General features: G+C 71.6%; 19 protein-coding genes. 7 read left to right on the top strand and 12 right to left on the bottom strand.

Translation table 11 applies throughout. The features are described from left to right. Positions 1-9 precede the first annotated feature (9 nt). Positions 10-4,017: a glycosyl hydrolase gene (locus tag ACFU3E_RS31680; protein ID WP_384166023.1), complete on the bottom strand. Its 4,008-nt coding sequence runs from the start codon at positions 4,015-4,017 to the stop codon at positions 10-12. A gap of 208 nt (positions 4,018-4,225) precedes the next feature. On the opposite strand from ACFU3E_RS31680, the gene ACFU3E_RS31675 reads away from it, so the two are divergent. After that, positions 4,226-5,512 carry an MFS transporter gene (locus ACFU3E_RS31675; protein ID WP_384165986.1) on the top strand — a complete coding sequence of 429 codons (1,287 nt, stop codon included), beginning with the start codon at positions 4,226-4,228 and terminating at the stop codon, positions 5,510-5,512. Between the two features lie 2 nt (positions 5,513-5,514). Continuing rightward, positions 5,515-6,978: an arabinose isomerase gene (locus ACFU3E_RS31670; protein WP_384165983.1), complete on the top strand. Its 1,464-nt coding sequence runs from the start codon at positions 5,515-5,517 to the stop codon at positions 6,976-6,978. Between the two features lie 407 nt (positions 6,979-7,385). Here ACFU3E_RS31670 and ACFU3E_RS31665 read toward each other — a convergent pair whose 3' ends face one another. After that, complete coding sequence (locus ACFU3E_RS31665) at positions 7,386-7,517, bottom strand: histidine kinase (RefSeq protein WP_384165980.1); 132 nt, start codon at positions 7,515-7,517, stop codon at positions 7,386-7,388. Between the two features lie 665 nt (positions 7,518-8,182). Between ACFU3E_RS31665 and ACFU3E_RS31660 the strand changes: the two genes are divergently transcribed. From ACFU3E_RS31660 to htpG, 4 genes are all read left to right on the top strand, one after another. Further along, positions 8,183-8,470, top strand: coding sequence for a DUF3040 domain-containing protein (locus ACFU3E_RS31660; RefSeq protein WP_384165977.1), 288 nt, complete (start codon positions 8,183-8,185; stop codon positions 8,468-8,470). Positions 8,471-8,663: 193 nt separating this feature from the next. After that, positions 8,664-9,431 (top strand): hypothetical protein, encoded by a 768-nt coding sequence (locus ACFU3E_RS31655; RefSeq protein ID WP_384165974.1) that lies wholly within the window; start codon positions 8,664-8,666, stop codon positions 9,429-9,431. A 116-nt stretch (positions 9,432-9,547) separates the two neighbouring features. Continuing rightward, positions 9,548-10,255, top strand: a complete 708-nt coding sequence (locus ACFU3E_RS31650) for a class F sortase (protein ID WP_384165971.1) — start codon at positions 9,548-9,550, stop codon at positions 10,253-10,255. Between the two features lie 86 nt (positions 10,256-10,341). Next, the gene (gene htpG, locus ACFU3E_RS31645; protein ID WP_384165968.1) at positions 10,342-12,240 is read left to right on the top strand and encodes a molecular chaperone HtpG; all 1,899 of its coding nucleotides are present in this window, start codon (positions 10,342-10,344) and stop codon (positions 12,238-12,240) included. A gap of 13 nt (positions 12,241-12,253) precedes the next feature. Here the strand turns inward: htpG and ACFU3E_RS31640 are convergent, their stop codons facing one another. The 7 genes from ACFU3E_RS31640 to ACFU3E_RS31610 all read right to left on the bottom strand — a co-directional run bounded on the left by ACFU3E_RS31640 (position 12,254) and on the right by ACFU3E_RS31610 (position 20,132). Then, on the bottom strand, positions 12,254-12,505 hold the full coding sequence (locus ACFU3E_RS31640; protein ID WP_384165965.1) for a twin-arginine translocase TatA/TatE family subunit: 252 nt from the start codon (positions 12,503-12,505) through the stop codon (positions 12,254-12,256). Then, entirely contained in the window at positions 12,493-13,152 is a 660-nt protein-coding gene (locus tag ACFU3E_RS31635; RefSeq protein WP_384165962.1) for a hypothetical protein, read from the bottom strand. Before ACFU3E_RS31635 ends, ACFU3E_RS31640 begins: the two co-directional genes overlap by 13 nt. Before the next feature lie 242 nt (positions 13,153-13,394). Then, the gene (locus ACFU3E_RS31630; protein ID WP_384165959.1) at positions 13,395-15,863 is read right to left on the bottom strand and encodes a carbohydrate-binding protein; all 2,469 of its coding nucleotides are present in this window, start codon (positions 15,861-15,863) and stop codon (positions 13,395-13,397) included. 88 nt (positions 15,864-15,951) lie between these two features. Continuing rightward, on the bottom strand, positions 15,952-16,776 hold the full coding sequence (locus tag ACFU3E_RS31625) for a carbohydrate ABC transporter permease (protein ID WP_384165956.1): 825 nt from the start codon (positions 16,774-16,776) through the stop codon (positions 15,952-15,954). Further along, complete coding sequence (locus tag ACFU3E_RS31620; RefSeq protein WP_384165953.1) at positions 16,773-17,696, bottom strand: carbohydrate ABC transporter permease; 924 nt, start codon at positions 17,694-17,696, stop codon at positions 16,773-16,775. The genes ACFU3E_RS31625 and ACFU3E_RS31620 overlap by 4 nt, the downstream gene beginning before the upstream one ends. Positions 17,697-17,698: 2 nt before the next feature. Next, positions 17,699-19,024: an ABC transporter substrate-binding protein gene (locus ACFU3E_RS31615; RefSeq protein ID WP_384165950.1), complete on the bottom strand. Its 1,326-nt coding sequence runs from the start codon at positions 19,022-19,024 to the stop codon at positions 17,699-17,701. A 70-nt stretch (positions 19,025-19,094) separates the two neighbouring features. Next, positions 19,095-20,132, bottom strand: coding sequence for a LacI family DNA-binding transcriptional regulator (locus ACFU3E_RS31610; protein WP_384165947.1), 1,038 nt, complete (start codon positions 20,130-20,132; stop codon positions 19,095-19,097). Positions 20,133-20,236: 104 nt separating this feature from the next. Between ACFU3E_RS31610 and ACFU3E_RS31605 the strand changes: the two genes are divergently transcribed. Further along, complete coding sequence (locus tag ACFU3E_RS31605; RefSeq protein ID WP_384165944.1) at positions 20,237-22,369, top strand: glycoside hydrolase family 36 protein; 2,133 nt, start codon at positions 20,237-20,239, stop codon at positions 22,367-22,369. A gap of 10 nt (positions 22,370-22,379) precedes the next feature. On the opposite strand, the gene ACFU3E_RS31600 is transcribed toward ACFU3E_RS31605, so the two are convergent. The 3 genes from ACFU3E_RS31600 to ACFU3E_RS31590 all read right to left on the bottom strand — a co-directional run bounded on the left by ACFU3E_RS31600 (position 22,380) and on the right by ACFU3E_RS31590 (position 26,577). Then, positions 22,380-23,495 carry an acyltransferase family protein gene (locus ACFU3E_RS31600; RefSeq protein WP_384165941.1) on the bottom strand — a complete coding sequence of 372 codons (1,116 nt, stop codon included), beginning with the start codon at positions 23,493-23,495 and terminating at the stop codon, positions 22,380-22,382. Positions 23,496-23,701: 206 nt separating this feature from the next. Further along, complete coding sequence (locus tag ACFU3E_RS31595) at positions 23,702-25,339, bottom strand: cellulase family glycosylhydrolase (protein WP_384165938.1); 1,638 nt, start codon at positions 25,337-25,339, stop codon at positions 23,702-23,704. Positions 25,340-25,467: 128 nt separating this feature from the next. Then, the gene (locus tag ACFU3E_RS31590; RefSeq protein WP_384165936.1) at positions 25,468-26,577 is read right to left on the bottom strand and encodes a GDSL-type esterase/lipase family protein; all 1,110 of its coding nucleotides are present in this window, start codon (positions 26,575-26,577) and stop codon (positions 25,468-25,470) included. Between the last annotated feature and the right edge of the window lie 125 nt (positions 26,578-26,702).

Genomic DNA, 26,702 nt, shown 5'->3' with positions numbered 1-26,702 from the left:
AGCCCCCGCTCACCGGTGCTGATGAGATGCCGCCGATGCCCTGCGACCTGGTCCAGACGGCAGCCCCTGTCCCTCGGCCGGGATCAGCAGCGTCACCGGCCCCCACAGCCCCGACGGCAGCTGGGACGGGAAAGCCCAGGCGGTCGGCGTGGCCTCCGCGAGATACGGCGCCAGCGTGCCCCGGACCGTCACCTCCAGCCGGATGCTCCGCCCGGCGGCTCCGCGCAGCGGGAAGCGGTACGGCGAGCAGAACGCCTCACCGGCGAACTCCCCGTCGACCGACACCTCCACACTGCCCCGGACCCGCCCCAGATCCAGCACCGGATCGGGCCCGGCAGGCACGTCCACCGACCGCGCGTACGTCACGCCCCCGCTCCAACTGCCCAGCCCTTGCTCGCGCCAGTCGCCCAGCGCCAGCGGCGCCGGTACGGTCCGCACCCGAACCGGCCCGCGCCAGGCCGAACCGCCCCGCAGGACCGCCGTGGGCTCGGTGACCACCTCGACCGGAGCAGGTGCCGCGAGCGGCTCAGGGAGCGTCACCTGGTCTCCCGCCAAAGCCAGTTCCTCTCGGCCCCCGACCCGCACCCGCGCGGGCAGCGCCAACGGCAGCTCCAGCGACACCGTTCCCGCCGGCGCGGTGAACCGGAAGCGTTGCGGCGACGCCCGGACGTCATCGGTGGAGCGCGACGGCCATACCGCACCGCCGAGCACCGGACGGCCGTTGAGCCACGCGGTCTCCGGCAGCGGGTGCGGCCGTACGGCGGCATGGCAGTGCTGCAACTCGCCCCGCCTGCGCTCGTCCTCGACGGTCCGGCCCCGCCACGCGCCCGTCTCGGCCTCCCAGCCGCCGCCACTGACCAGGGCCGTCACCTCGGGACCCGCTTCCGCGACCAGGTCGACGAAGACCGCGTCCCGGGCATCGGCGCTGTCGGCCACGACCTCCAGCGTGTGCTCGCCCGCCCCGAACCCCGGCTCGTGACGGAAGAACATCGGCACGGCGCCCCAGTCCGCCTCGTAGTACTCCACCTTCTCCTGCCGCGCCACCACGTCCCCGTCGAGCAGCACGGTCACCGCCGAGGCGGCACCCACGACGAGCACCGCCCGCGCGTCACCGGCCGGGACGCGGAGCCGCGCGCGGTAGGTGACCCGGCCGTCGGGCCGGACCCCGTCGGGCGGGCGCATGAACCGCGGGCGCGGTCCGAGCCCGCCCGGCTCGGACAGACAGAAGAAGCTGCCGAGCGGCGTACCGGCGGCGGCCGAGATCGCCGAGGGCCGGTCCTGGGCGTCCGACAGCTCGTACTCGAGCACGTTGCGGCCGCGGGTCACGGCGACCGGGACGGTGGCCAGATAGCCGCCGCCGTACGAGACCAGCAGCTCCCCGTTCCACCACACCCGCTTGACCGCCTCCGCGCCGACGTGCAGCTCGGCGGGCCCCCGACAGCCGGTCTCCACGATCGCCCGGACCCGGGCGGCCGCTCCGCCGGCCGGCACGGGGACGTGTACGAACTCCTCGTTCACCAGCCCCTTGGTGCCCAGCAACCCGCCCTGGTCCGGGACGCCACGGCTCGACGAGTACACCCCGACCTCCCACTCCCGGTCCGAGTCCGGCGGCACCAGGGGCAGTTCACCGGCCAGGACCCGCTCGACGCATGCCGCGTCCAGTGGCTCGGGCGCCCGCTCCGGCGGCACCGGGGGCAGGACCCGGACCCGGTTGCCGTACGTGGCCCGGGTCCGCTCCCGCACCGTGCCCTCGGTCCACTCCATGGTCCAGATCTGCGGCTCCTCCACGGACGCTCGCGGGGGCAGCGCCAGATCGCCCCAGGTGTTGTCCATCGTGGGGACCAGCCGTCCGTGCCAGCCGGCCGAGACGTCGAGCGACCGGACCGCCGTCCCCCGCGCGGACGGCGCTGGTGCGGGATCACCCTCACGCCAGACGACCAAGGCCGCGGGGGCGCCGTCCAGCGGCACCTCGACGGCCGACGGGGCGCCGCCGCCGGAGACCGTGACGCGGGCCGGGCGGCGGGAGCCGGTCGCCGGGTTCCAGACCTCGGCCTCCGCGACGCGGGCCCGGACGGTGACGTGCACGGTGCCGGCGAGCTTGGGGACGGAGCCGGGCGGCCGCAGCGGATGCGCGCCGATCTCCGGGAAGGCCGCCGTGACCAGGGCCACCGCCTCGTTCCCCTTGCGCCGGACGAGCAGCGGTACATCGCCTGTCGCCTGCCCGGCCAGATCGGCCACCGTCTCGGCGGCGGCCTCGGGGTCGCGTACCCGCTCCAGCCGGGGATGCGCCAGCAGGGCCGCCACCACCGAGTCGTCACCGGACCGGCCGGCGGCCGTGCCGGGCGGACGGCCCACGACCACGACCCGCCCTCCCACGTCGAGCAGTTCAGCGAGCCGGCGTGCCGTGTCCTCCTCCAGCACGCTCGCCGAGGGCAGCAGCACCGCGCCGTACGCCAGGTTCCTGATCCGCAGAGCGCCGTCGGTGGCCTCGGCGCGCTGCACCGAGTCGTCGTCGACGACGTCGAAGGAGATCCCGCGCCGGTCCAGGGCACCGGTGTGCGGCCCGAGCCAGTTGTTCGTGCCGCACAGGTCCAGGTAGTGCCGCTGGGTCTGGTCGGCGTCGGTGTGGCCGTCGCCCAGCCGCCCGTCGCCGAAGTGCCGGACGGGTGCGTCCAGCGGGACGAGGGCCTGCATGGTGGCGGTGGGATGCAGCACCGCCACGTCGGCCGCGTAGCCGCCCCACGACATGATCGAGCAGATCCGGGCCACCGCCCGGGAGAACGCCGGGTACTGCTTCCAGTAGGGCTGGCGCCAGTCGGTGGACGGCGGCGCCCACTCGAACCAGCCGCCCGCAGTGCCGAAGTAACTGGCGTGCGGATTGTAGAGGTTGGCGCCGCTGCGCAGGAACGGCAGCAGCCAGTGATAGGTGTCCTCCAGCGTGCCGCCCCAGCCGGAGGAGTGGAACGCCTCGATCCAGACCCGCTCGTGGCCGTAGAGATGAGCCATGGAGGAGTGCACCTTGGCATCGCCGTGGTGGTCGCTGCCCGCGGCGCCGTACCAGCGGTGGGTGCGGAAGTAGTCGGTGTAGATCTGCGTCGACTGGGCCGGGTAGCCCGCGCGGGCGGGGTGGCTCTGGTCGCTGCCCAGCAGCAGGCCGCGCTGGCGGTGCCAGGCGGCGAGCGGCCGGAACAGGGCCTCCTCGGTCAGCTCGGCGCGGACCGCGTAGTAGTCGGCGCGGACCTTCCCCTCCGGCACCCCGGCGTCCGTGCCGAACAGGGACGGCAGGTGGTCGAGCAGGTCGTAGCCGCGCCGGGTGCGGAACTCGTCGGCGAAACGCCGGCTCCAGGCGTTGGTGCCGGGCAGTTCGTCCTGGAAACTGCCCGCGATGACGGTGCCCAGATACTCCGGTACGCGGCGGTCGTACTCGTGGTGGACGGCGTCCATCAGCCGACTGACGGCGTGCGGGTCCAGGTAGTCGAACGCGGTGGGGACGGCGGTGACGAGCCGCACGTCGGTTCCGTCGAGGGCCGCGAGACGCCCGTCCACGGCGAGGTCGAGCCGCCGGCCCTGCCCCGCGTACGCGGCCAGCGGCGTCTCGGCATCCGCCAGGGCGACCGCGCCCCGGGAGACGCGCACATCACGCCAGCGCAGCGCGAGTCCGGCCGCTTGGGGATGACGCCGTGTCACACCGCCCTGCACATTGGCTCCGGAGAACCCGATCTGGTCGTAGAACCACAGCCGTGTTCCCAGCTCAGCGGCGATTTCGCAGGCGTCGGTGAAGCGTGCCCACCACTCCTCGCCGAACCACACCGGATCGTCGGCCCGGGCTCCGAACGCCGGGCCGGCCGGAGCCAGATTGATCACGACGAGGTTGTGCACCCCGCCCTCCGCGAACGCCCGCAGCTGCCAGGCGAGTCGCTCACGGGTGACCTTCGCGCCCGACCACCACCACAGGGGTGTGGGGCCGAAGTCGCGGGGCGGGTCGTCGAACAGCTGCCGGAGCTCGGGGGAGAGCACGGACACGGTCCTTCCCCTGAAACGTTTTGAGGCCACTGTCACGGTAGGCGAGCTGGAGCGGACACGCCATATGCCGGTGCAGGGCCGAAGGATCCGACGTCATGTCACCTATGCGTGCACGCCACCTTGTTGCAACGTTTTTCTCGCCCTATATTCGCTGCGACCAGGCCCCCGGAACCGCGATGTCACCAGACGACGGAGTCGCATCATGGCCGGTACCCGCCCCATCCCCCCACCGCTCTGGAAGGCCGCCGCCCTGTCGGGCATGGCCTCCTACCTCGACGCCGGTCTGATCGTGAGCATCTCCGTCAACCTGGCCATCTACCGGGACAGTTACGGCATGGGCGTGTGGATGGCCGGGGCGATCAGCGCGATCGTCACCGGCTGCATCGCCGTCGGATCCCTCGTCGGTGGACGGCTCGCCGACCTCTTCGGCCGCCGGCGCGTCTACAACTGGGACATCTTCTGCTTCGCGATCGGTGCCCTCGTCATCACGCTCGCGCCGGACGACGTCACCCTGTTGATCGGTGTTCTCGTCGCGGGGCTCGCGGCCGGGGCCGACCTGCCGACGTCCCTGGCCGTGGTCTCGGACGCGGCGCCCCCCTGGGCCCGGGGCAGGCTGGTGGCGTTCACGCAGGTCATGTGGATGCTGGGGATCGCCGTCGCCATCTTCCTCGGCTTCGTCCTGTCCACCACGGGCATGACCGGGGCCCGGCTCATCACCGGGCAACTGGCCGTCGCCGCACTCGTCACCTGGGCTCTCCGGTCGAGGCTGAAGCTGTCCGACGAGCCGTCGGGGACGGATCCCGGGACCGCCCCGGAGGACGCCTCCCTGAAGAGCGTCTGGACGCGAGCGGCCCTGTTGCCGATGGCCGCGACGTTCGTCTTCTACGTGACCTGGGGCCTCGGGGCCAACACCTTCGGCCAGTTCGGCACCTATCTGCTCGTCACCGTCAGCGACGCCTCACAGAGCCTGGCCACCGGAATCAACCTGGCCTTCATCCCGATCGGCGTGCTGCTGACCTTCGCCTTCGTGCGGATCGCCGACACCCCCTGGCGCGACCGGCTGTTCCACGTGGCCGCGGTGGTGCAGATCCTCGCCTTCGTCATCGCGTCCCTGACCGCCGGCGCACTCGTCGGCATGCTCGTCTTCTTCGTGCTCTACCAGATCTCCAACCCCTTCGCCGGAGAGGCCAACTACAAGGTGTGGTCGCAGCTCACGCTGCCCGCGGACACCCGCGGCACCACCCAGGGCCTCACCTACGCCCTGTCCCGGGGCGTGTTCGCGGTCGCCGCGTTCTTCACCCCCGCCCTGGCCGACCACAGCCCGTCCGTCCTGCTCTGGACGATCACCGCCTGCATGACGGCGGCGGCGTTCGCGGGTGTGTTCATCATCCGCGTCCTGGTCCCGCGTTCCGCGAGCGCCGTGCGGGACGGGGAGGACCTGCGCGTCCCCAGCACCTGGCCCGCCGGCCCCTCCGACAAGGAGCACTGACCATGGCAACGACCGCGGACCGCACGGCCGTACGGACCGCCGCCCTGCACGACCTGCTCCCGCCGGTCGCTCGGCGCCGCACCAGGATCGGACTGGTCGCAGGCGGACTCGGCACGTACTGGCCGCAGTTCCCCGGCCTCCTCCCGCAGCTCAAGGAGTCGGCCGCCTACGTCGCCGAACGCTTCCGGGGGATGGACGCGGAGGTGACCGACGCCGGGTTCGTCTCCGACGCCCGGGAAGGAGCGCGTGCCGCCGAGGAGTTGCGCAGGGCGGACTGCGATCTGATCGTGCTGTTCCTGACGACGTACCTCACCTCGTCGATGGTGCTGCCGATCGCGCAGCGCTCGCACACGCCGGTCCTTGTCATCGACCTCCAGCCGTCCGAGAAGATGGACCACGCCGCCTTCGACACCGGGGCCTGGCTGGCCTACTGCGGGCAGTGCCCCGTCCCTGAGGTCGGCAACGTCTTCCGGCGGGCCGGCATCCCCTTCCGGTCGGTGTCGGGCTGGCTGCGGCAGGAGTCCGCCTGGCGGCGCATCGAGCAGTGGATCCGGGCCGCGCACATCCGTGCCGCCCTCCGGCACGCCCGGCACGGCCTCATGGGGCACGTGTACCCCGGCATGCTGGACGTGCAGACCGATCCGACGCTGCTGGCCACGACGTTCGGCTCGCACGTGGAGGTCCTGGAGTTCGACGACCTCAGGCACCGCGTGGAACGCGTGACCGAGACGGAGACCCGGGAGCGGATGGCGCTGGCCCGGCAGGTCTTCACCCTCGACGAGAGCGTGGTGGAGGAGGACTTCGCCTGGGGCGCGACCGTGTCCGTCGCCCTGGACCTCCTGGTCGCCGACTTCGGACTCGACAGCCTCGCCTACTACCACCGCGGTCTCGACGGTGAACTGCACGAGCGACTCGGCGCCGGCATGATCCTCGGCGCCTCCCTGCTCACCGCCCGGGGCGTGCCCGCGGCCGGCGAGTACGAACTGCGCACGTCCGTCGCACAGCTCGCCACCCAGAGTGCCGGCGCCGGAGGCTCCTTCACCGAGATCCAGGCCCTCAACTTCGAGGACGGCGTGGTGGAGATGGGCCACGACGGACCCGCCCACCTCGCCGTGAGCGCCCGCGACCCGCTGCTGCGGGGGCTCGGCGTCTACCACGGCAAACGTGGCTGGGGCGTGAGCGTCGAGTTCGACGTCCAGCACGGGCCGGTCACCCTGCTCGGCCTCGGCCAGGACGCCGATGGCAGCCTGTCCTTCATCACCTCCGAGGGCACCGTCGTCCCCGGCCCGCTGCTGGAGATCGGCAACACCACCAGCCGGGTCGACTTCGGCCGCGATCCCGGCGAATGGGTCGACGCCTGGAGCGCCACGGGCGTCGGCCACCACTGGTCCCTCGCGGTGGGCCACCACGGCGCCGACTTCCAGGCGGCCGCGAGCCTGCTGGGCATCGCCCACCGGCAGGTGTGACGGGCCAGGCCTCGTCGAACATGGTGCCGCCCCTGCCCCGAGGTGATTGCGGGCCCCGATGGTGAAGGGCGCGGGCACCGAGGGTGACGGGTACGGGCACCGTGCGCGTGTTCTTCTTCGCCTTCGGACCCGAGCGATCTCGGCGTGGGACCCGGCGTGCCGGGCCACCATGGTCAGCGCCTCCCCCGCGCGACCCTGTAGAGCCCGGTCGGGCCTCCCGGCCGGGCGTCGGCAGGTCCGCGTCGAGCCGGTGCCCTACGGGCAGGATGGCGCGGCGAAGGCCGGTGGCGAGGGACTTGGACGCATCTCCCGGACCGAGTCCGTCCAGCGTCCCGGGGCAGCCGGCGGGCGATGCGGCGTGCCTCGCCCAGACCGGCCCGGGGCGCTTCCTGCACCTGGCGCAGCTCCTACAGCAGCCCGGGGAGCCCCAGACCGGCCACGCGCTCCGGTCCGGACAGGACGCCGGTGAGGGTCCGGCCGACCGCGTCGTGCAGCTCCTGCGCGATCCGGCGCCGCTCGGCCTCCTGGGCGGACGGCACCCGGGCGCTCCCGTTCCTCGTCGAGACGGCCGACCACGGTGCTGAGGGGCGTGATCAGCTCCGCGACCTCCGCCTGCCCGCCGTCCGCCGGAGGCCGTCCGGACGCAGCGGGCCGGCCGGTGCCATGGCCCGCGTCAGCCGCTGGAGCGGGGCGAGAGCGACTCGCAGCACCGGGATCTTCGCGACGAGCCTCGCGCCGAGCCCCACCGCCGGCACCGCGGCCCCGGTGAGCAGAACCGGCTGGACACGGTCACCGGACCCGGCAGCAGCGCTGGCTCCGCGTGAGCGCGAGGGCGTTCAGCAGGAAGATCTGCCAGAACAAGGCCACCCGGGTACACCTCCTCGACACCGTCCCTCACCCAGCGTGAGCGCCGCCCGGGACGCGGGCCGCCCTCCGTGACAGCACCCATCCCCGGATCGAACACCCGTCTGTCGGCCCGGCGTTCATGGGAGGCGGCCACCGGGAAGGATGAGGGTGGGGCCCGAGGCGGACGCCGCTGGAGGAGGGAGAAGCTGACGCCCTGGCGGGACAGCCGCGGCCGGCCGCACCGCCGCCTCGGCGGCCTGCCTCCCTCCGCACCGCCACAGGGCCCGACACCCCAGGACTTGTCATGGCCTCGGCCGTGCCCTGCCTCGAAGCGCTCGGGACCCGGGAAGGAGAAGCCGTGCCCCAGTCCGAAAACCACCGTCTGGTCGATCTCGAAGCACGACTCGAGCGGGAGGACCCCCGGTTCACCCGGGCCATGAGAGCCGGCCGCCCCGTCCGGCCCCGGGAGTACCGGCGGACTGGAGCCTGGTGGGGGCTTGCACTCGGCGTCGCCGTGCTGGCCTGCGGTATCGCTCTGGCCCAGGGGCTGCTCATCGCGGGCGGGCTGGTCCTCGTCGGCATGGCGGCCCAGCTGGCCGATCCGGACCCGGCCCGCATGACGCCCCGGGGGTTCGGGCGGCGCTGACACGGGCGGGCCCCGGTCCGTCCGGTGTCGGCCGGACGTGTGGGGGGTGCGGCCGTCAGAGTGCCGTCGTAACCCGTGTGAACGCCCCGGATGGTGGGACGGCCCGGTGTGATTGACGGTGGTTCACGTCGAGGCCGGGTCTCGTGAGCTGGCGAGGCGTCAGCTGCCCGGCTCGCGACGGAAGGACTCACCGATGCGCTCTGCCCGCATGCTGCTCGCGACGGCCACTGCCACGGCCGCCCTCGCGATCACCGCGCCCGCCGCCTACGCCGAGACGATGGGTGACCGGGACCACGACACCACTTCCTACAGCAAGGAGCACCACAAGGACGGCGACCACCACGCGCCGCGCGGCGGCGTACACACGGGTGGCGGAGCGCTGGCCGCCGTGACCGCGGACGACGACTGGGACTCCGGGCATGACAAGGACGGCTACGGCGACAAGCGCGACAAGGACGATTGGGGCGACAAGCGCGACGGAGAGGGCAAGCACGAGGAGCACGGCAAGGACAACGGGCACGAGAAGGGCTCCTGGGAGGGCAAGCACGACAAGCACGGTAAGCACGACAAGCCGCGCGGCGGGATGCACACCGGTGGCGGAGCGCTGGCCGCGGTGAACGCGGACGACGACTGGGACAACCCCAAGCACGACCCGGACACCTACAAGGACGGCGAGCACGACAAGGACGGCTACGGCGACAAGCGCGACAAGGACGATTGGGGCGACAAGCGCGACGGAGAGGGCAAGCACGAGGAGCACGGCAAGCACGACGGGCACGAGAAGGGCTCCTGGGAGGGCAAGCACGACAAGCACGACAAGCCGCGCGGCGGCATGCACACCGGTGGTGGCGGGCTGGCCTCCGCGCCGGGCGTGACCACCGGCGGGCTGGCGGCGCTGGCGGTGGCCGGCACCGGCCTGTACGCGCTGCGTCGCCAGAAGGCCTCGCGGGGCACCGTATGACCGACGCCTGACCGCATCACCGCCGTGGCCGCCGCACGTGCCCCTCACGTCGCGGCGGCCCGGCTCGTCCTCCCGCGTGCCGTGCCCGCTGTCGTGCCCGAATGAGGTGGTCCTTGATGGCGCCCCGTCCCCCCGCTCTTCCCGACCCCGACCCCGGCCCCGAACCGCCGAAGCGGCGGTTCCGCACCGTCGTGACGGTGCTCTGGGCGGCGGCCGCCCTCGCCCTGACCGTGAGCCTGTTCGGCGGCCGCGGTGAGTCGCCGGACGCCGCCGGCCCGCCGCACGCGCCCCCGGCCGTGGCCGCCACCTCGGCCGTCCCCGACACGCCCACGTCCGCCACGCCGCACCGGCCCGCCGCGTCCGGCCCGCATCTGCCGCGATCCCGGCCGGTCCGGCTGCTCATCCCCAAGATCTCGGTCGACGCGCCCTTCACCGACCTCGCCATCGGCCGTTCGGGGCAACTGGAGCCCCCGCCACCGGACGACACCAACCTCGTCGGCTGGTACGCCAAGGGCCACACACCCGGCGAAGCCGGTACCGCGATCATCGCCGGGCACGTGGACACCACGACCTCTCCGGCCGTGTTCGCCGGGCTCAGCGAGCTGAAGAAGGGCGACCGGTTCCAGGTGGCGCGGGCCGACGGCAGCAAGGCGACCTTCGTCGTCGACGCCACGGAGTCCTACGACAAGGACGCCTTCCCCAGCGACCGGGTGTACGGCGACACCCCGGATGCCCAGGTCCGGCTCATCACCTGCGCGGGTTCCTACGACCGTCAGGCCCGGGACTACACCGAGAACCTGGTCGTCTTCGCCCACCTCGTCTGACTTCCGGGGCCCCGGCCTGACTTGGTGTCTTAAAGTGACAGTCACGAGTTCAGGCGACTGTGGGACCTGTGAGGGATTCGCGAACCATGACGACCGAAACGTTTGAGTTCCAGGTAGAGGCGCGTCAGCTGCTCCAGCTGATGATCCACTCGGTCTACTCGAACAAGGATGTCTTCCTTCGGGAGCTCGTCTCCAACGCATCCGACGCACTCGACAAGCTGCGTCTGGAGAAGCTGCGGGACGACTCCCTCGACGCCGACGTGTCGGACCTGCACATCGAGCTCGACGTCGACAAGGAGGCCCGCACCCTCACGGTGCGGGACAACGGCATCGGCATGTCGTACGACGAGGTAGGGCAGCTCATCGGCACCATCGCCAACTCGGGGACGGCCTCGTTCCTCGAGGAGCTGCGGGAGGCCAAGGACGCGGCCGGGGCCGAGGGGCTCATCGGCCAGTTCGGTGTCGGCTTCTACTCCGGCTTCATGGCGGCGGACGAGGTGACGCTGGTGACCCGGCGGGCCGGCGAGAGCCAGGGGACCCGCTGGACGTCGCGGGGCGAGGCCACGTACACCCTGGAGCGGGTCGACGACGCGCCGCAGGGCACGTCCGTCACGCTCCACCTGAAGCCCGCCGACCCCGAGAACCAGCTCCACGACTACACCTCCGAGTGGACGATCCGGGAGATCGTCAAGCGCTACTCGGACTTCATCACCTGGCCGATCCGGATGGTCCCGGAGGCGGGTGACGGGGAGGGCGCGCCCGAGCCCGAGACGCTGAACTCCATGAAGGCCCTGTGGGCGCGCTCGCGCGACGAGGTGTCCGACGACGAGTACCACGAGCTGTACAAGCACATCAGCCACGACTGGCGCGAGCCCCTGGAGACGATCCGGCTCCAGGCCGAGGGCACCTTCGAGTACCAGGCCCTGCTCTTCGTCCCCTCGCACGCCCCGCACGACCTGTTCACGCGGGACTTCAAGCGCGGTGTCCAGCTCTATGTGAAGCGCGTCTTCATCATGGACGACTGCGAGGCGCTGCTGCCGCCGTACCTGCGCTTCGTCAAGGGCGTCGTCGACGCGCAGGACCTCTCGCTCAACGTCTCCCGCGAGATCCTGCAGCAGGACCGGCACATCCGGATGATGCAGCGCCGGCTGACCAAGAAGGTGCTGTCCACGGTCAAGGAGTTCATGGCCAAGGACGCCGACCGCTACGGCACGTTCTGGCGCGAGTTCGGCACCGCCCTGAAGGAGGGCCTGGTCACCGACTCCGACAACCGCGACGCCATCCTCGCCGTCTCCTCGTTCGCGACCACGCACTCCGAGGACGAGCCGACCACGCTCGCGCGGTACGTGGAGCGGATGAAGGACGGCCAGGACGCCATCTGGTTCATCACCGGCGAGTCCCGGCAGAGCATCGAGAACTCCCCGCACATGGAGGCGTTCCGGGACAAGGGCATCGAGGTCCTGCTGCTCACCGACGCCGTCGACGAGGTCTGGGTCGACGCCGTCGGCGAGTACGAGGGCAAGAAGCTGCGGTCCGTCGCCAAGGGCGAGATCGACCTCGACGCCGAGGACGAGGAGAAGGCGGGCGAGGAGCGGGAGAAGCAGGCCGAGGAGTACGCCGGGCTGCTCGGCTGGATGCGGGAGCAGCTCGACGAGGACATCAAGGAGGTCCGCCTCTCCACGCGGCTCACGGTCTCCCCGGCCTGCATCGTCTCGGACGCGCACGACCTGACCCCGGCCCTGGAGAACATGTACCGGGCGATGGGCCAGGAGGTGCCGCGCACCAAGCGGATCCTGGAGCTCAACCCCGGCCACCCGCTGGTGAAGGGCCTGCACCAGGCGTACCAGGCGAGCGAGGACCGCGCGGAGCTCACCGAGTCCGCCGAGCTGCTCCACACCCTGGCGGTGCTCGCCGAGGGCGGCCAGCCCAAGGACCCGGCGCGCTTCGTCAAGCTCGTGGCCGACCGCCTGGAGCGCACGCTGTAGTCAGGGGGACGGATCAGGGACGGTCCGGGGCGCCCGCCTCCCGGGCACCGGGCGGGGTCGTGCCGGTGCCCGGCGGGACGACCTCGCCCTGGACCGTCCGCGGCGCGGGGGCCGTACCGGCCTCCTCGTCCTTCGCCGCGCGGGCCTCGGCCTTGAGGATGCGGGCCGCCTTGCCGGCCGAGCGGGTCAGCTCGGGGAGCTTCTTGATCCCGATGACGGCTATGACGACGATGAGAATGATCGCGAGCTCGCTCAGTCCGAACATGGTGTCCTGTCCTCTCTCGCCCGGGCCGGGCACGGCGTGAGCGTATCGGGCGGGGAGCACGGTGTGATCACCGTCTCGGGATGCGGCACTCGGCGCGGGCGCAGGCGGGACGGCTTCCCGCGGCCGAGAAGCTCCTGCCGCCAGACCAGGCGGGCGTGCTCCACCTGGTCGGCGGTCGGGGGTGGGTCGCGCCGGCGCAGGGCCCGGTGCAGCAGGGCGGCCAGGGGGACGAGGCCGGTCAGGGCTGCCACGAGCGCCAGGGTCCAGCCGGCCGCGACGAGCGATCCGGGCAACGGGCCGAGGGCGTCGGCGACGTGCAGCAGTCCGCCGGTCAGGAGCAGCGCCACGGCGGACGTGCCCGCCATGAGCGGCGTGAGCACCACGAGGGACGGCAGCGGACTGCCCGTGCCGAGCGGGCCCCGCGCCTCGTGCCGGGCGGTCCGGCGCACGGCGAGGCAGGGGCGGTACGGCTCGTCGCCCGACGCCGCGATCTCGTCGGCGTGGGTGAGCGCGTGGGCGCGCAGGTGTGCCGGCGCCCGGCCGGTCGGGCCGGAGCCCAGGGCGCCACGGTGCCCAGGGCGTGGTGCAGTGCGGCTTCGAAGTCGGTGCGGTCCTCCGGGGGGAGGCGGGACGGGTCGCTCCTTCATGTGCGCGAGCTTACTTCTACAATCATGTAGAAGTATAGGGGGTGTGGGCGGAGGCAGGCGGCGGCGCGAGTCTCCGGGTGCCGGGAAGGGCTGAAAAGCGATCACCTCCCGACGCGCCGGTGCCGCAGTCGGCCTCCACGGCCGACTGCGGCACCAGAGCCCGCTGACCTGGTGTCAGCAGTTGCGTACGGCCGTGGTCCCGCTGCCGGGTTCCTCCGCAACCGCGACCGTCACCGCATGTCTCAGCCCACGACCCGGCCCAGCTCGATCCGGTCGATGTTCGGCGCCCAGGCGGCGGCGTTGCCGAACGTCACCTTGTTCGCGCCCTCGGCCAGCTCGACCGGGACGCCGACCGTCCAGTAGTCGTCCCAGCTCCAGGTGTTCTTGAAGGTGACCTTCTGAGGCGCGCCGCCCCCTGCCGTGATGTCCGCCGTACGGGACATGATGTCCGTGTTGTAGGCGTGGCCGTTGTCCCGGCGGTCGTTGTGGGCGTAGTGGACGACCAGCACATAGCGGCCGGACCTGGGTGCGTCGACCGTGAACTCGGCGGTGCTGGACGGGCTGTTGCCCAGCCAGCCGATGTACGAGCCGGCGGACGCGTGCGGGGAGTCGACGAGCCTGGCGCCGCCCCCGAGCGTGGCCGAGGCGCCCTCGTAGGAGAGGGTGCCCGATGCCGAGCCGTCGCCGGAGACGTCGAGGGAGCGGACGGCGGCGTGGCCCGACGTCATCGTGACCCGGTTGTTGCCCGCGACGAGGTACAGCCGCAGTGGACGGCCGGGCGCCGCCGTGACCGTCTCACCGTGCAGGGCGAGCTTCACGGCCGCCGAGGTCCGCGGGGCCACCGTGTAGTAGCCGTCACGCGGGGCGTAGACGTCGAAGACGGCCTTGTCACCCGGCCGCAGGACCAGGGCACCCGTCCCCACGGCCGCCGAGGACGAGTAGTCGTACGACGGCTTGCCGCTGATGTCCGCCAGGGTGGCCTCGTACGACGCGGAGGCCGCGCCGGTGCGGGTCGTCAGGTCGATCCGGTCGAGCGTGACCTCGGCGTCGCCCTTGGAGAGCACCAACTGATGTTCTCCCTCCTTCAGGTGGACGCTGACGTCGTTCTTCGCGCGGTAGGTCCAGTTCTCGGTGGAGGGGTACGTGACCGTCACCGGTTCGGCGCCGTCGACCGACAGCTTCTGCGTGGCGGGGCCGCCGGACTGGTTGCCGTAGAGGATCGCCAGATCGTAGGTACCGTCCTTCGGTACGTCCACCGTGAACGCGACCTTGCTGCCGGGCTGGTTGAGGGAGCCGACGTCCTTGGTGCCGGAGGCCGCGTAGCCGTTGGCGTTGCTCACCGTGCCCTGTGTGTAGACCGTGCCGTCGGTGATGGCCGCGTCCTCGGCCTCGTACGACGCCGACCACGGGACGGAGGCGGCGGTCGGGGTGCCCGAGCCGCCCGGGGTGAGGACGATCCGGTACGCCGACATCTTGTGCAGGCCGCGCAGCGGGACCGTCGCCGAACCGTCGTCCGCGACCTTCATCTTGGTGCGCGCCAGGACCCGCGGAGCCGCGTGCTGCCCCTCGTATCCCGACCAGGCGGCCTCGGCGACGGTGGCGGTGACCGTGCGGCCGAACACCGACCGGGGGATGCCGCGCACGACCACGTCCGAGTCGCCCGCGGAGCCGCCGAGCAGCACCTGCGCCTGGCGGCGGGAGGTGTCCAGGGAGGCGACACCCTGCAGGGTGTCGATGGTGTTCGGCTGCGGCGGCGTCACCTTCACGGTGTTCCCGGTCATGCCCGCGTACCAGCGGAACAGCCACCAGCCGCCGTTGGGGATGTTGGAGCGCACCACATGGCCGCTGAGATTCCCGGCGGCGTCCCAGTACGCCATGTTGGCGTACACCTTGTTGCGCTCGAACATCGACACCCACTGCACGAGCTGCCCGGGCACGGACAGGTCGCGGCGGTTGGCGTACTCGTCGATATTGATCTTCAGCGGGGCGACACCCGCCTCGCGCTCCAGCTCGCGGTAGTCGTCGTAGTGAGCCTGGAAGTCGCGCAGGGAGCCGGAGCCGAGTTCGTGCCAGGTCATCACCTGGGGCACCACGTTCTCCCGCTTGGAGAAGGCGAGGAAGTCCTTCAGCAGGCGCGAGTGGTACGCGGCCTCGTTGGGGCCGGCGATCCGCGCGTCCGGGTCGATCGCGCGGATGCGCTGGTACACCGTCTTCCAGTCCTTGAAGAACCGGTCGCGGTTCTTCTCGTACTGCGCCTGGTCCTCGACGCCGAGCTCGTACCAGATCTGGTCGGGCTCGTTGAACGGGATGTAGACGAAGCGGTCGCTGCTCGGGGCGGCCGATATCTCCTTGACGATCCTGTCGACCTTGGGCAGGTAGTCGTCGATGCCGAGGTCCTCGTACGGCCACTTCGCGTAGATGTCCTGCATCATCACGTTGATCTCGCCGCCGCCGGAGCGGAAGAAGGACGTGGAAACCGTGAGCGCGTCGCCGTTGGGGTGCTGGGCGCCGCCCTCCGGCTTCTGCGAGATGCTGGTGATCTTCAGTGGCTCCATCACGGCGTCACTGGGCACCCCGTCGTCGCTGAGCCCGTACAGGGAGCCGTTGGCGCCGAGCATCACCGGGCCCTCGGAGGCGTTGAGGTCGACGGTGAGGCGCTGCGGGCCCGCAGCGGCTGCCGCGGGACCTGCCGCGGGGAGGGTGGCTGCCATGGCGGCTGCTCCAAGTAGTGCTGCGAACAAGGCGGTTCTGGTACGGGATCTTGTGCGGGTGGGGGTGATCACGCTGCTGGACCTCCAGTCACTTGACTGCTCCACTGGTGATTCCGGACACGATCTTTCGCTGGCCGACGAGGAACACGGCGACCATGGGCAGGCTCATCACCACGGCGTACGCGAAGACGAGATGCCAGTTGTTGAGGTAGAGCTGGGCGCTGGCGACCTGGTAGAGGTTGAGCGGCAGAGTCGCCCGGTCTCCGCCGCCGAGGACGAAGAACGCGTAGAAGATGTCGCTCCAGGCGTAGAGCATCACCATGATCGTGGCCGTGGCGATGACCGGCCGGAGCAGGGGCAGGACGATCCGCCAGAAGATCCGTGCCGGTGTCGCCCCGTCCATCCGGGCCGCCTCCTCCAGCTCCAGGGGGATGGCGCGGATGAAGCCGGTCATGAAGAAGACCGAAGTCGACAGGTACATGCCGGTGTAGACGGCGATCATGCCGGGCCGGGTACCGGCCAGGCCCAGTTGCCGCAGCTCCATCACGATGGTGATGACGGCGGGCGGCAGCAGCAGCCCGGAAATGCACAGCGCGTACGCCGCCGAGACCAGCTTCGACTTCCGGCGCGCGAAGACCCAGGCGGCGCCCGCGCCCAGGATCAGCACCAGAACCACCGAAGGCACCACGACCAGCAGCGAGTTGAGGAAGCCCCGCAGCATCTCGCCCTCGCTGACGGCGTCCGCGTAGTTGGCGGAGGGCTGCCAGTGCCGGGGCGGGTCCAGGTTCGGCCTGATCGCTTCCGCCTGGGGCTTGGCCGAGGTGACGGCGACCAGCCACAGCGGCACGCCCACGGCCAGCCCGGCCAGCAGCAGGACCAGGGCGGGACGGCCGTGGCGCCACACCGGGGTCATAGCATCTGCTCCCTTCGCCGTAGCCCCACGACCAGCGGAATCGCCACGGCGACCACGACCAGGAAGAGCACGAGACTCATCGCGGAGGCCTGCGCGTACAGGCCCTGCCCGAAGATCCGGAACATGTAGATGTTGAAGACCTCGGTGGAGGCAGCGGGCCCGCCGCCGGTCGTGGCCTGCACGATGTCGAAGGTGTTCATCGAGCCGATCAGCGCGGTGGTGGCGTTGAAGGTGAGAGCCGGGGCCAGCATCGGCCAGCGCACCGACCAGAACGTCCGCCAGGGCCCGGCACCGTCGAGCCGGGCTGCTTCGAGCAGGTCGCCGGGGATGCCCTTCAGGCCCGCCAGGTAGATCAGCATGGACAGGCCCATCCACTTCCAGCCGTGGATGAGGGTGACGATCACCAGCGTCCAGGTCGTCGAGCCCAGCCACGGGATGTCCGTGCCCAGGACGGAGTTGACGGCTCCGTCCTGGTCGAGCAGTGCCTGGAAGACGTACCCGGTCGCCAGTGCCGAGATCAGCACCGGCAGGAAGAAGACGGCACGGAAGAACCGGTTGAAGCGGCTGTCGTCCTCCAGCAGCAGCGCCAGCACCAGCCCGAAACCGTTCTGGAACACGGCCGCCAGCAGCGCGTACACCAGCGTCGTGCGGATCGCGCGCAGCAGCGAACCGTCGTCGGCGATGGTCCTGAAGTTGTCCAGGCCCGTGAAGGCGATGTCCGCGTGGTACGAGGACCAGTTGGTGAACGGGTAATAGAAGTTGAGCAGGTTGGGCACCAGGAAGAAGCCCGCGAAGACGGCGATCGCAGGGAGCGCGAACCACCACGGGTGGTGCACGGCGGCGCGTGGAAGCCGCCCCACGCCCTGGGGTGTGCCCGGTGCCGCAGGTTGCTTGCGCGTACGTACGACCGTGTCCGCCATCGTCAGAACCCGGACGCGCCCTGGGCCTCGGCCACCTGCGCGAACTGGTCCTGGATCGCCTGCGCGACCTGCTGCGGGCTCTTCTTGCCGAAGATCATGTCGGCCAGGTACAGGTGTGTGTCGGGGGCGACGATGGCCTTGGCCTGGAAGACGCCGATCGCCTTGGGCAGGGCCGCGATCTGGGCCCTGGACGTCTCGGGAAGCCCGCCGGGTGTGGGCACGGACGGCTGCACGGACGGGATCTTCATCGTCTTGATGTAGTCCGGGTAGTCCGGGCCGAGCCAGAAGGCGAGGAACTGCCGGGCCGCGTCCTGCCGCTTGTCGTCACCCGTCTTGAAGGCGACGACCCCGTTGGTCTGGTCGGGGGAGTACAGGCCGGTGGCCGAGGAGTTGGCGACCGGGAACCAGCCGATCTTCCTGTCGATCTCGGCGGTGGAGTACGTGGCCTGCAACTGGCTCTGGAAGGATGTGACGTTGAGGACCATGCCGGCCTCGCCCTTCCACAGCGCGTCGGCCTGCCCGGTGAACGTGCCCGTCCGGTAGTTCTTCTGGGCGAGCCCGGCGTCGAGCAGCTTCTCCTTGTACTTCTTGATCGCGCCGACCACCACCGGGTCGGTCCACTTCTTCTTGTTGGCGTTCAGGTCCGCCCACCACTGCGGGCCGAGGTCGGTGAGCTGGAGCTGCATCTGCCACTGGAGCGGCCACTTGTCGCCGCCGGCCTCGTAGAAGGCTGCCGCATCGGTGGTGCCGGCAACCTTGTGGCCGAGTGCCAGCAACTCGTCGTACGACGTCGGGAAGTCCTTCTCGTCGATGCCCGCCTGCCGGAAGACGTCCTTGTTGTAGTACACGCCGAGCATGGCGGGGCTGGTGACGATCGCCGCGTAGCGCTTGCCGTCGATGACGCCGAGGGACTTCTCGGTGTCGCCGAGCCTGGAGACCCATGGTTCACGGTCGAGGGTGAGCAGGTTCTGCTGCGGCTGGACGAACGGCAGTGTGGAGATGGACGGCTGCCAGAACATCAGATCGGGGCGGTCACCAGAGGCCAGCTTCGTCGGCACGTTCTGCTCGTAGAGGTCCGGGATCGCCTGCGTGTCGACCTCGGCGCCGGTGGCCTTCTCGAAGGCGTCGATGACCTGCTCGGGCGCGTCGACCGTGTTCTGCGCGGTCCACATGGTCAGCTTCACGCCGTCCAGCCGTGCGGTGGGGTCCACCGCCGTCTGTGTGGCGTCGTCCGAACCGGAGTGCCCGGCCGTCGGGTCACTGCACGCGGTGGCGGCCAGGCCGGCGGCACATATCAGCGCCAGGGCGGGGAGAACTCTTCTGTCCATCTCGTGCCTTTCTGAGCGGGCGGTTCGGTTCAGAAAGCGGGCTCACAACCGAGGTGCGCACAGGCGCGGTTCAGGAATGGGCGGGAGGCGGCCCCGAGCTCTCCCGCACCACCAGTTCCGGTACGGACACGGGACGCGGGGCGACCGGGGCGGACTCCTCCAGCGCACCGTGCAGCAGGGCGAACGCGGCCCGGCCGAGGCCGGTGAAGTCCAGGCGTACGGTCGTCAGGGACGGGGTGAGGAAGGCGGAGTGCGGAGCGTCGTCGAACCCGGCCACACTGACCTCGCCCGGCACCGGGCGGCCCGTCTCGTGCAGGGCGCGGAGCACGCCGAGCGCGAGGTCGTCGTTGCCGCACAGGATCGCGGTGGCGGACGGGTCACGCGCCAGCTTCAGCGCCGCCTCGTGACCGCCCGCCGGTCCCCAACCGCTCTGCACCGGGCGGGGTTCCGGGGCGCCCGCCTCCTTCAGCGCCTGCCGCCAGCCGCTGGTGCGGGCACTGGTGCGGCGGGTGCTGGAGGGGATGGCGACGTAGTGCACGGTCCGATGGCCCAGGGAGAGCAGATGGCGGGTCGCCGTATAGGCGGCTTCCCGGTCGTCGGTCCACACCCAGGGGCTCTCGCCGCCGGGCGGACTCGCCGGGGTCTCGACCACGCCCACGACGGGCAGCCCGGCGGGCACGGCTCCCAGCGCCCGCACACCGGCGGGATCGTAGGCGATCACGACGATCCCGCCGCCCGCGTCCGCCGCGCGCTGCACCTCGGCGGCGATGGCAGCGTCCTCCGCGGATTCCAGAACGCCGATCCCCACGGCGTAGGACGCGGCGCGGGCGGACTCCTCGATGCCCTGCAGGATCGAGGCGTAGCCGTAGTGGGTGGTGTTCGCGGTGAGCACGGTCACGGTACGGGTGCGCCCGCTGGCCAGAGCGAGGGCGGTGGCGTTGCGCCGGAAGCCCAGCTCCTCGATGGCGGCCAGCACCCGCTCCCGGGTGGAAGGCCGGACGCTGGGATGGCCGTTGATCACCCGCGAGACCGTCTGGTACGAGACCCCGGCGGCCGTGGCGACGTCCCTGATGCTCGCCGGGCGCCTTGTGTGACCGGTCACATTCATGCCAGGATTGTGACCGGTCACACATGGGTCGTCAAGAGACCGTCACGAGGGATTCACGGACCTGCGCATCCCGGCAGCGGGGCGGGGCCAGGAGGGGGAGCACCTTGAGCGGCACGGCGGATGCGGCGCACACGGCCTCCAACCAGCTTGAGAACGAGTTCACTTGGGGGCACGAGGCGCTCGACGCCCGGTTCGCCGTCGGCGCCGGTGGGACAGCGCGGCTGGACCGGCTGGCGCACCCCGACGACGACCGCCGAGCCTCCCCGCAGTCCGCGCTGCCGCTGGTGGAGCTCACCGCCCTCGGCCACGGCAGCGGCTGGTCCGGCCCCCGCTTCACCGGCACGGCCTTCGGTGCGCGCCTCGCCTACCGCGGCCACCGCACCGGCAGCCGCGACGGCTGGGAGTGGCTGACCCTCGAACTCCACGACCCGGGCACCGGGCTGACGGCGTTCGCCGAGCTCAGCTCGCCCACCGGACTGCCCGTGCTGCGCTCCCGCGTCCGGCTGTTCAACGAGGGCCGTGCGCCCCTGGTCGTCCAGTCCGTCAGCAGCCTGCTGCTCGGCGGCCTGCCCGCCCCGGACGCCCTCGACGTCCACCGGGCCCGCAACGACTGGCTCGCCGAGTGCCGTTGGTACGCCGAGCCACTGCGCGCCTCCGTCGCCGACATCAACAGTGAGGTCCACGAGCACGACAGCCGGGCCGCCCTCGCCCTCACCGGGCGCGGCAGCTGGCCCACCGACGGCCATCTGGCCATGGGCGCGCTGACCGAGCGGGACGGCGGCCGGGCCTGGGCGTGGCAGGTCGAGTCCCCGGCCGGCTGGCGCTGGGACCTCGGTGAACGCGCCCACGGCACCTACCTGGCGCTGAACGGCCCCACGGACGCGGAACACCAGTGGCGGATCAGCCTCGGACCGGGTGAGGAGTTCACCACCGTCCCTGGCGCCCTGGCCCTCGGAACGGACCTCGACGCCGCACTGGGCGCCCTCACCTCCTACCGCCGGGCGATCCGCCGCCCGCACCCGGACCACACCGCCCTCCCCGTCGTCTTCAACGACTACATGAACACCCTCATGGGCGACCCGACCAGGGCCAAGCTGCTGCCGCTGATCGATGCCGCCGCCGACGCGGGCGCCGAGTACTTCTGCATCGACTCCGGCTGGTACGACGACGACACCCGGGGCTGGTGGGACAGTGTCGGGGCGTGGCAGCCCTCGCCGCGCCGCTTCCCCGAGGGCGGCATCCAGGCCGTCCTGGACCGGATCCGTGAGCGCGGGATGGTGCCCGGGCTGTGGCTGGAGCCGGAGGTCGTCGGCGTGCGCAGCCCCGTCGCGGCAGAACTGCCGCCCGAGGCGTTCTTCCAGCGCGACGGCGTACGCCTCACCGAACAGGGCCGCCACCAGCTCGACCTGCGGCACCCGGCCGCCCGCGCCCACCTCGACAAGACGGTCGACCGGATCGCCGGAGACTGGGGGGTGGGCTACCTCAAGCTGGACTACAACATCGTCGTCGACCCCGGTACCCAGGCCCCCGGCGACCTCGCCCCGGGAGCGGGACTGCTCGGCCACGCCCACGCCTACCTGGACTGGCTCTCCGGAGTCCTGGACCGCCACCCCGGCCTCGTCGTCGAGAACTGCGCCTCCGGCGGTATGCGCATGGACGGCGCGACCCTCGCCGTGGCCCAGCTGCAGTCCACCAGCGACCAGCAGGACCCGCTGAGCTACCCGCCCATCGCCGCCGCCGCACCGGCCGTCGTCCCGCCCGAGCAGGGCGCCGTCTGGGCTTACCCGCAACCCGGGTACGACGACGGCCTGATCGCCTGGACCCTCGGCGGGGCACTCCTCGGCCGCATCCACCTCTCCGGCCACCTGGACCGCATGTCGGACGGTCAGCTCGCTCTCGTCCGGAACGCCGTCGAGGTCTACAAGTCGATCCGCGGGGACCTCGCCCGGGCCCTGCCGTTCTGGCCGCTCGGCCTGCCCGGCTGGACGGACGAGTGGCTGGCCCTGGGGCTGCGGACCCCCGGCGACGGCATGTCGTACCTCTCCCTCTGGCGGCGCGGCGGACCGGCGGAACTCCGCGTCCCCGTCCGGCATCTGGCGGGCCGGGCCGTCCGGGCGGACGTCCTGCACCCGTCGCCGGCGGAGGCGGGCCGTGCCGTCTGGGACGGGGAGGGACTGACGGTGTCCGTGCCGCGCACGCCCGGTGTGCTGCTGATCCGGCTCGTCCAGGAGCGGTGAGGGCGGCCTCTCACGCGCGTACGGCGTTCCGCTCCCGCGCCTGATCGCGTGCGTCCCGGCGGAACGCCCACGCCATCTCGGGCTCGATGACCCAGCGGAACACCCGCCGCACCGGCGGGGTGCACAGCGCGGTCACGAGCACCGCGGCGACGACCGTCACGAGGATCTCGCCCAGGGGCCGGTGCACCCACGCCGGCTCGTACCAGCCCCAGTACTTGGACCCCTGAGCGACGAAGCCGTGCAGCAGGTAGCCGTAGAGCGTGCCCGCGCCCAGCGCGGTGAACCAGGCGCGGCGGCCGGGCACCCAGGCGAGGAAACAGGCGACCAGGAGCAGCGAGCAGCCGAAGGTCACCAGCGTCATGACGGGCCCGTACCAGGAGGGCGCCGCGAGCTCCTCGGCGCTGTCGCGGTGGTAGAACCAGGCGCCGCTCATCCGCGGCACCGCCCAGTAGGCCACGGCCAGTGCGCCGGCGAAGACCGGCACGGCGACGATCCGTGCCGCACGGCGCCGCACCAGGCGGAAGTGCTCGGGCCGCAGCAGCAGACCGAGGACGAAGTACGGCAGGAACTGCAGTGTGCGCTGCAGGTCGAGGTCGTTGCCGATGGACGGCGAGAGCGTCGCCAGCATCGCGACGACGAGGGCGGTCGGCAGCGGCCACCGCACGCGCTGCCAGACCGGCGTGGTGAGCCGCCAGATGAACAGGGCGGCCAGGAACCAGGTCAGGTAGAGGGGGTCCAGCAGGCTCACCGGGCGGTCCGGCTCCTGGTCGGTCCACCGGGTGAACAGCGTGTACGCGGTCTCGAAGACGACGTACGGCACGGCCAGCCCGGTGAACAGGCGCCTGATCCGCCCCGGGCCCGCGTCGAACGAGCGTGAGAAGTAGCCGGAGATCACGATGAACGCCGGCATGTGGAAGGCGTACACGACCATGTAGAGCGCGTAGGCCGCCCGGCTGCCGTCCCGCAACGGCTCCCAGGAGTGTCCGATCGCCACCAGGACGATCGCCAGGTACTTGGCGTTGTCGAAGAAGGCGTCCCGCCGGACGGCAGGTTCCGTCACCGGCGGCGCGTTGCGTTCCGTCCCGCCGGTCACGGCCGCGCGCATGCGCAGGGTGTCCTCGCTCATCACGCCTCCTGCGCGGAGTTCGGGGAACCCGGACGGGTGGATGCGCGTCTTGCCGGAGATACGGCGATGGGGTGCCGGTGCGACATCCCCGCCGCATGACCACTGCGGGGCGGCGCAAACCGCTTTCTTTGGGGCTGTGGCGCGGATCACATCAACGACGGTGCCGCCGGGCCCGGGCGCGGCGGCACCGTGGCGTGAGGGTGCGGTCAGCTGACCGAGCAGTCGGCGCCGTTCAGGGTGAAGGCCTCCGGGCTGGGGTTCGCGGCCGACCGGGTGGCCGTGAATCCGAGGGTCACCGAGCCCGACGCGGGAATCGTCGCGGTGTACGAGGCGGCCGCGACGCTCACCTCGGAGCCGCTCTGGGTCGCCGTACCGCCCCACAGGTTGGTGATGCGCTGGCTGTCCGGGAAGGTCCAGCGCAGCGTCCAGCCGTTGATCGCGGACGTGCCGGTGTTGCGGAGGACGATCTCGCCCTGGAAGCCGCCGGACCAGCTGCCCGTCACCCGGTAGCCGACCCCGCAGGCCGACGGTGAGCCGCCGGGAGAGGTCGTGACCGTCACCGTGCCCGAGCGGGGCGAGCGGTTGCCGGCGGCGTCGCGGGCGTAGACGGCGAAGGTGTGAGAGGTGGCCGGGGACAGGCCGGTGAGGGTGGCGGTGGTCCGCGTGCTGCTGGTGACGGCCGACTCGGTGCCGCCGCTGATCCGCACGATGTCGTAGCCGGTGACGCCGGTCGCGTCCGTGGCGGCGGCCCAGGCCAGGGTCACGGACGAGGAGGTCACACCGGAGGCGGCCGGGGTGCCGGGGGCCGTCGGGGGCGTGGTGTCGCCTCCGCCGGAGCCGTAGACCGCGGCCTCCTCGGCGGTGGCGGCGATGCCGTTCGCGCCGTTGAAGAGCCGCTGACCCCAGGAGGTGAGCTGGTCGGGGTCGAAGTTCGTGACCATGTCCAGGTACTCGACCCCGCCGCCGTTGCCGCTCCACGACCAGCCGAGGTAGCCGAGCCGGAGCTGCTGGGCCACGGCCAGGATGGTGTCCTCGTCGGGGTTGCCGTCCGAGTGGTCATGCCCGAACTCGCCCACGACAATGGGGAGTTTGGCCGTGACGAACCGGTTCAGGTAGTCGGTGATCTCGGCGGCCGTGTCGAAGACGCCGTACATGTGGATCGAGAAGACCGTGTTGGCGTCCGGGTCGGAGGCGAACACCGAGGCGGCGTTGTCGCGCATGGTGAACGCCCAGTCCTGGCCCCAGTTGGGTGCGTCGACCATGAGCGTGTGGTCGAACCCGGCGTTGCGCAGCTTCTGGACGGCAGCCTTGGTGTCGGCCGTCCACGCCGTGTAGTTGCTGTTGCCGTACGGCTCGTTGCCGATGTTGACGATGACGTAGTCCTCCTGGCCGGCCAGGGCGCTGCGCACGCTGATCCAGTAGTCGGCCGCACGGGAGAGGGTCGTCGCTCCGCTCTGCTCGCCGTACCCCGTGGTGTCGTGGACTTCGAGGACGCAGATGAGCCGGTTCTGCTTGCACTGGGAGACGACGTTCGCCACGTCGGAGGTGTCGTTGCGTGTCCAGCGGTCACCGTTGGAGAGGACCACACGGACGGTGTTGGCGCCCTTGGCCTTGATGTGGGCCAAGGAGCTGGTCCGGGTCGGATACCAGGTGTGGGCGTGGTTGACGCCACGCATCACGAAGTCGTTCCCGTTGGCCTCCAGCAGCCGGCCGTTCTGTACCCGGAAGCCGGTGGGCGCCGCCTGGGCCGGCGGGGTGAGAACGAGGAGGGACAGCAACAGGGCGAGGAGGGCGGCGGCAACGGTGGCCGGGCGTGGTGTGGTGGGGGTGGGGCGGAGTCTCATGACGGCTCCAGGAATGGGGGTCGGGTGAGGCACGGTGTCGGTCGCGCCGGCGTGCTGAACGGGGTCCTGCTCCGGGGCCCGGCGGGGGTGGGCCCGTCGCCGGGACGTCTTCGGCCCGGCGACGGCTGTCATCCGGCCGTTGCCCTCGCCGCGCAGGTGACGGTCGCCGCCGGGGTGCCGGCCGTTGCCGGGGCGGAGGCGACGAAGCCGAACGTGGCGCTCGCGCCGGGGGCGAGGGCGCCGTTCCACGCCGCGTTCCCGACGGTGGCCGCGCCGTCGGCGGCCGTGGTGAGGCTGCCGTTCCAGAGCTGGGTGAGACGCGCGCCGTCCGCCGGCACGACGGTGGCGGTCCAGCCCGAGACGGCTGCGGCCGAGGTGTTCGTCACCGTCACCTCGCCCTGATAGCCGCCCTGCCAGGAGGAGACGGCCCGGAAGCGCGCGGTGCAGGCGGCGGGGTCCTCGCCCGGGTCACCCGGACCGCCCGGGTCCTGCGGAACGCCGGCGTCGAGGGCCGCCGCCAGGGCCGGGAACCAGCGGGCGGCGATCTTGTCGTCGCCGGAGGCGTTGGGGTGCACGCCGTCGTAGGTGTCGGTGGCCGTGCTGAAGCCGGTCCACTGGTCGACCACGGTGACGGGGGAGCGGTCGGTGCCGGTCGCCCGGGCCCAGCCGGGAATCCGCGCGTTGAAGTCGGTGACCCGCTGCGCACAGGCCGCGCAACTGCTCGGGTTCATGGGGATGAGCTGCGCCACGAGGATCCGCATGTCCGGATTCGAGGCCCTCATCTGCGCCACGAGCTTGGTGTAGGCGGCGAGGATGCGGTCGGGGGCGATGCTGCTCCAGACGTCGTTCGTGCCGAAGTGCATGACAACGATGTCCGGGCGGGTGGAGGCCAGCCTTCCGGGCAGCAGGTTCTGGTCCGCCACGTTGGTGGCCAGTTCGCCGCCGTGGCCCTCGTTGTCCCCGTCGTGCGCCTGTCCGCAGCCCTGTGGGGGGAGGGTGCCGACGAAGTCGATGTCCTGGTATCCGCTGTTGACCAGCCGGTTCCACAGCACGGCCCGCCAGCAGCCCGGTGAGCCGGTGATCGAGTCGCCGAGCGGCATGACACGCACCGGGTCCGCCGCGGGCGCGGCCGACGCGGGGGGTGCCGACGCGATGCCGAGGGGGAGGAGCAGGGCGGCCAGGAGTCCGAGGACGGATACGGCCCGTAAGTGCGGGGACGAGTGGGGGGTTCTGTGCATGGTGGTCCCTTCCCATGGATGAGGTGGGAGCGCTCCCACCTCATCAAGCCACTGTTGTCATTGACGCGTCAAGAGGTGTGGTGGTGTGAGGGCCATGTCCACGGGGCGGAAGCGGGTGGCGACGA

It is taken from the genome of Streptomyces sp. NPDC057424 (assembly GCF_042803315.1).
In the GTDB taxonomy this organism is placed as follows: Bacteria; Actinomycetota; Actinomycetes; order Streptomycetales; family Streptomycetaceae; genus Streptomyces.
Note: the sequence above shows the minus strand (reverse complement) of the source record. Positions and strands in the feature narration are given on the sequence as shown.

What these genes read in the sequence shown, in the direction of transcription:
- ACFU3E_RS31610 (WP_384165947.1), bottom strand. Translation starts at nt 20,132, where the DNA reads ATGAATGTGACCGGTCACACAAGGCGCCCGGCGAGCATCAGGGACGTC.
- ACFU3E_RS31655 (WP_384165974.1), top strand. Translation starts at nt 8,664, where the DNA reads ATGCGCTCTGCCCGCATGCTGCTCGCGACGGCCACTGCCACGGCCGCC.
- ACFU3E_RS31595 (WP_384165938.1), bottom strand. Translation starts at nt 25,339, where the DNA reads ATGAGACTCCGCCCCACCCCCACCACACCACGCCCGGCCACCGTTGCC.
- ACFU3E_RS31600 (WP_384165941.1), bottom strand. Translation starts at nt 23,495, where the DNA reads ATGAGCGAGGACACCCTGCGCATGCGCGCGGCCGTGACCGGCGGGACG.
- ACFU3E_RS31670 (WP_384165983.1), top strand. Translation starts at nt 5,515, where the DNA reads ATGGCAACGACCGCGGACCGCACGGCCGTACGGACCGCCGCCCTGCAC.
- ACFU3E_RS31640 (WP_384165965.1), bottom strand. Translation starts at nt 12,505, where the DNA reads ATGTTCGGACTGAGCGAGCTCGCGATCATTCTCATCGTCGTCATAGCC.
- ACFU3E_RS31590 (WP_384165936.1), bottom strand. Translation starts at nt 26,577, where the DNA reads ATGCACAGAACCCCCCACTCGTCCCCGCACTTACGGGCCGTATCCGTC.
- ACFU3E_RS31625 (WP_384165956.1), bottom strand. Translation starts at nt 16,776, where the DNA reads ATGACCCCGGTGTGGCGCCACGGCCGTCCCGCCCTGGTCCTGCTGCTG.
- ACFU3E_RS31630 (WP_384165959.1), bottom strand. Translation starts at nt 15,863, where the DNA reads ATGGCAGCCACCCTCCCCGCGGCAGGTCCCGCGGCAGCCGCTGCGGGC.
- ACFU3E_RS31675 (WP_384165986.1), top strand. Translation starts at nt 4,226, where the DNA reads ATGGCCGGTACCCGCCCCATCCCCCCACCGCTCTGGAAGGCCGCCGCC.
- htpG (WP_384165968.1), top strand. Translation starts at nt 10,342, where the DNA reads ATGACGACCGAAACGTTTGAGTTCCAGGTAGAGGCGCGTCAGCTGCTC.
- ACFU3E_RS31615 (WP_384165950.1), bottom strand. Translation starts at nt 19,024, where the DNA reads ATGGACAGAAGAGTTCTCCCCGCCCTGGCGCTGATATGTGCCGCCGGC.
- ACFU3E_RS31620 (WP_384165953.1), bottom strand. Translation starts at nt 17,696, where the DNA reads ATGGCGGACACGGTCGTACGTACGCGCAAGCAACCTGCGGCACCGGGC.
- ACFU3E_RS31650 (WP_384165971.1), top strand. Translation starts at nt 9,548, where the DNA reads ATGGCGCCCCGTCCCCCCGCTCTTCCCGACCCCGACCCCGGCCCCGAA.
- ACFU3E_RS31635 (WP_384165962.1), bottom strand. Translation starts at nt 13,152, where the DNA reads ATGAAGGAGCGACCCGTCCCGCCTCCCCCCGGAGGACCGCACCGACTT.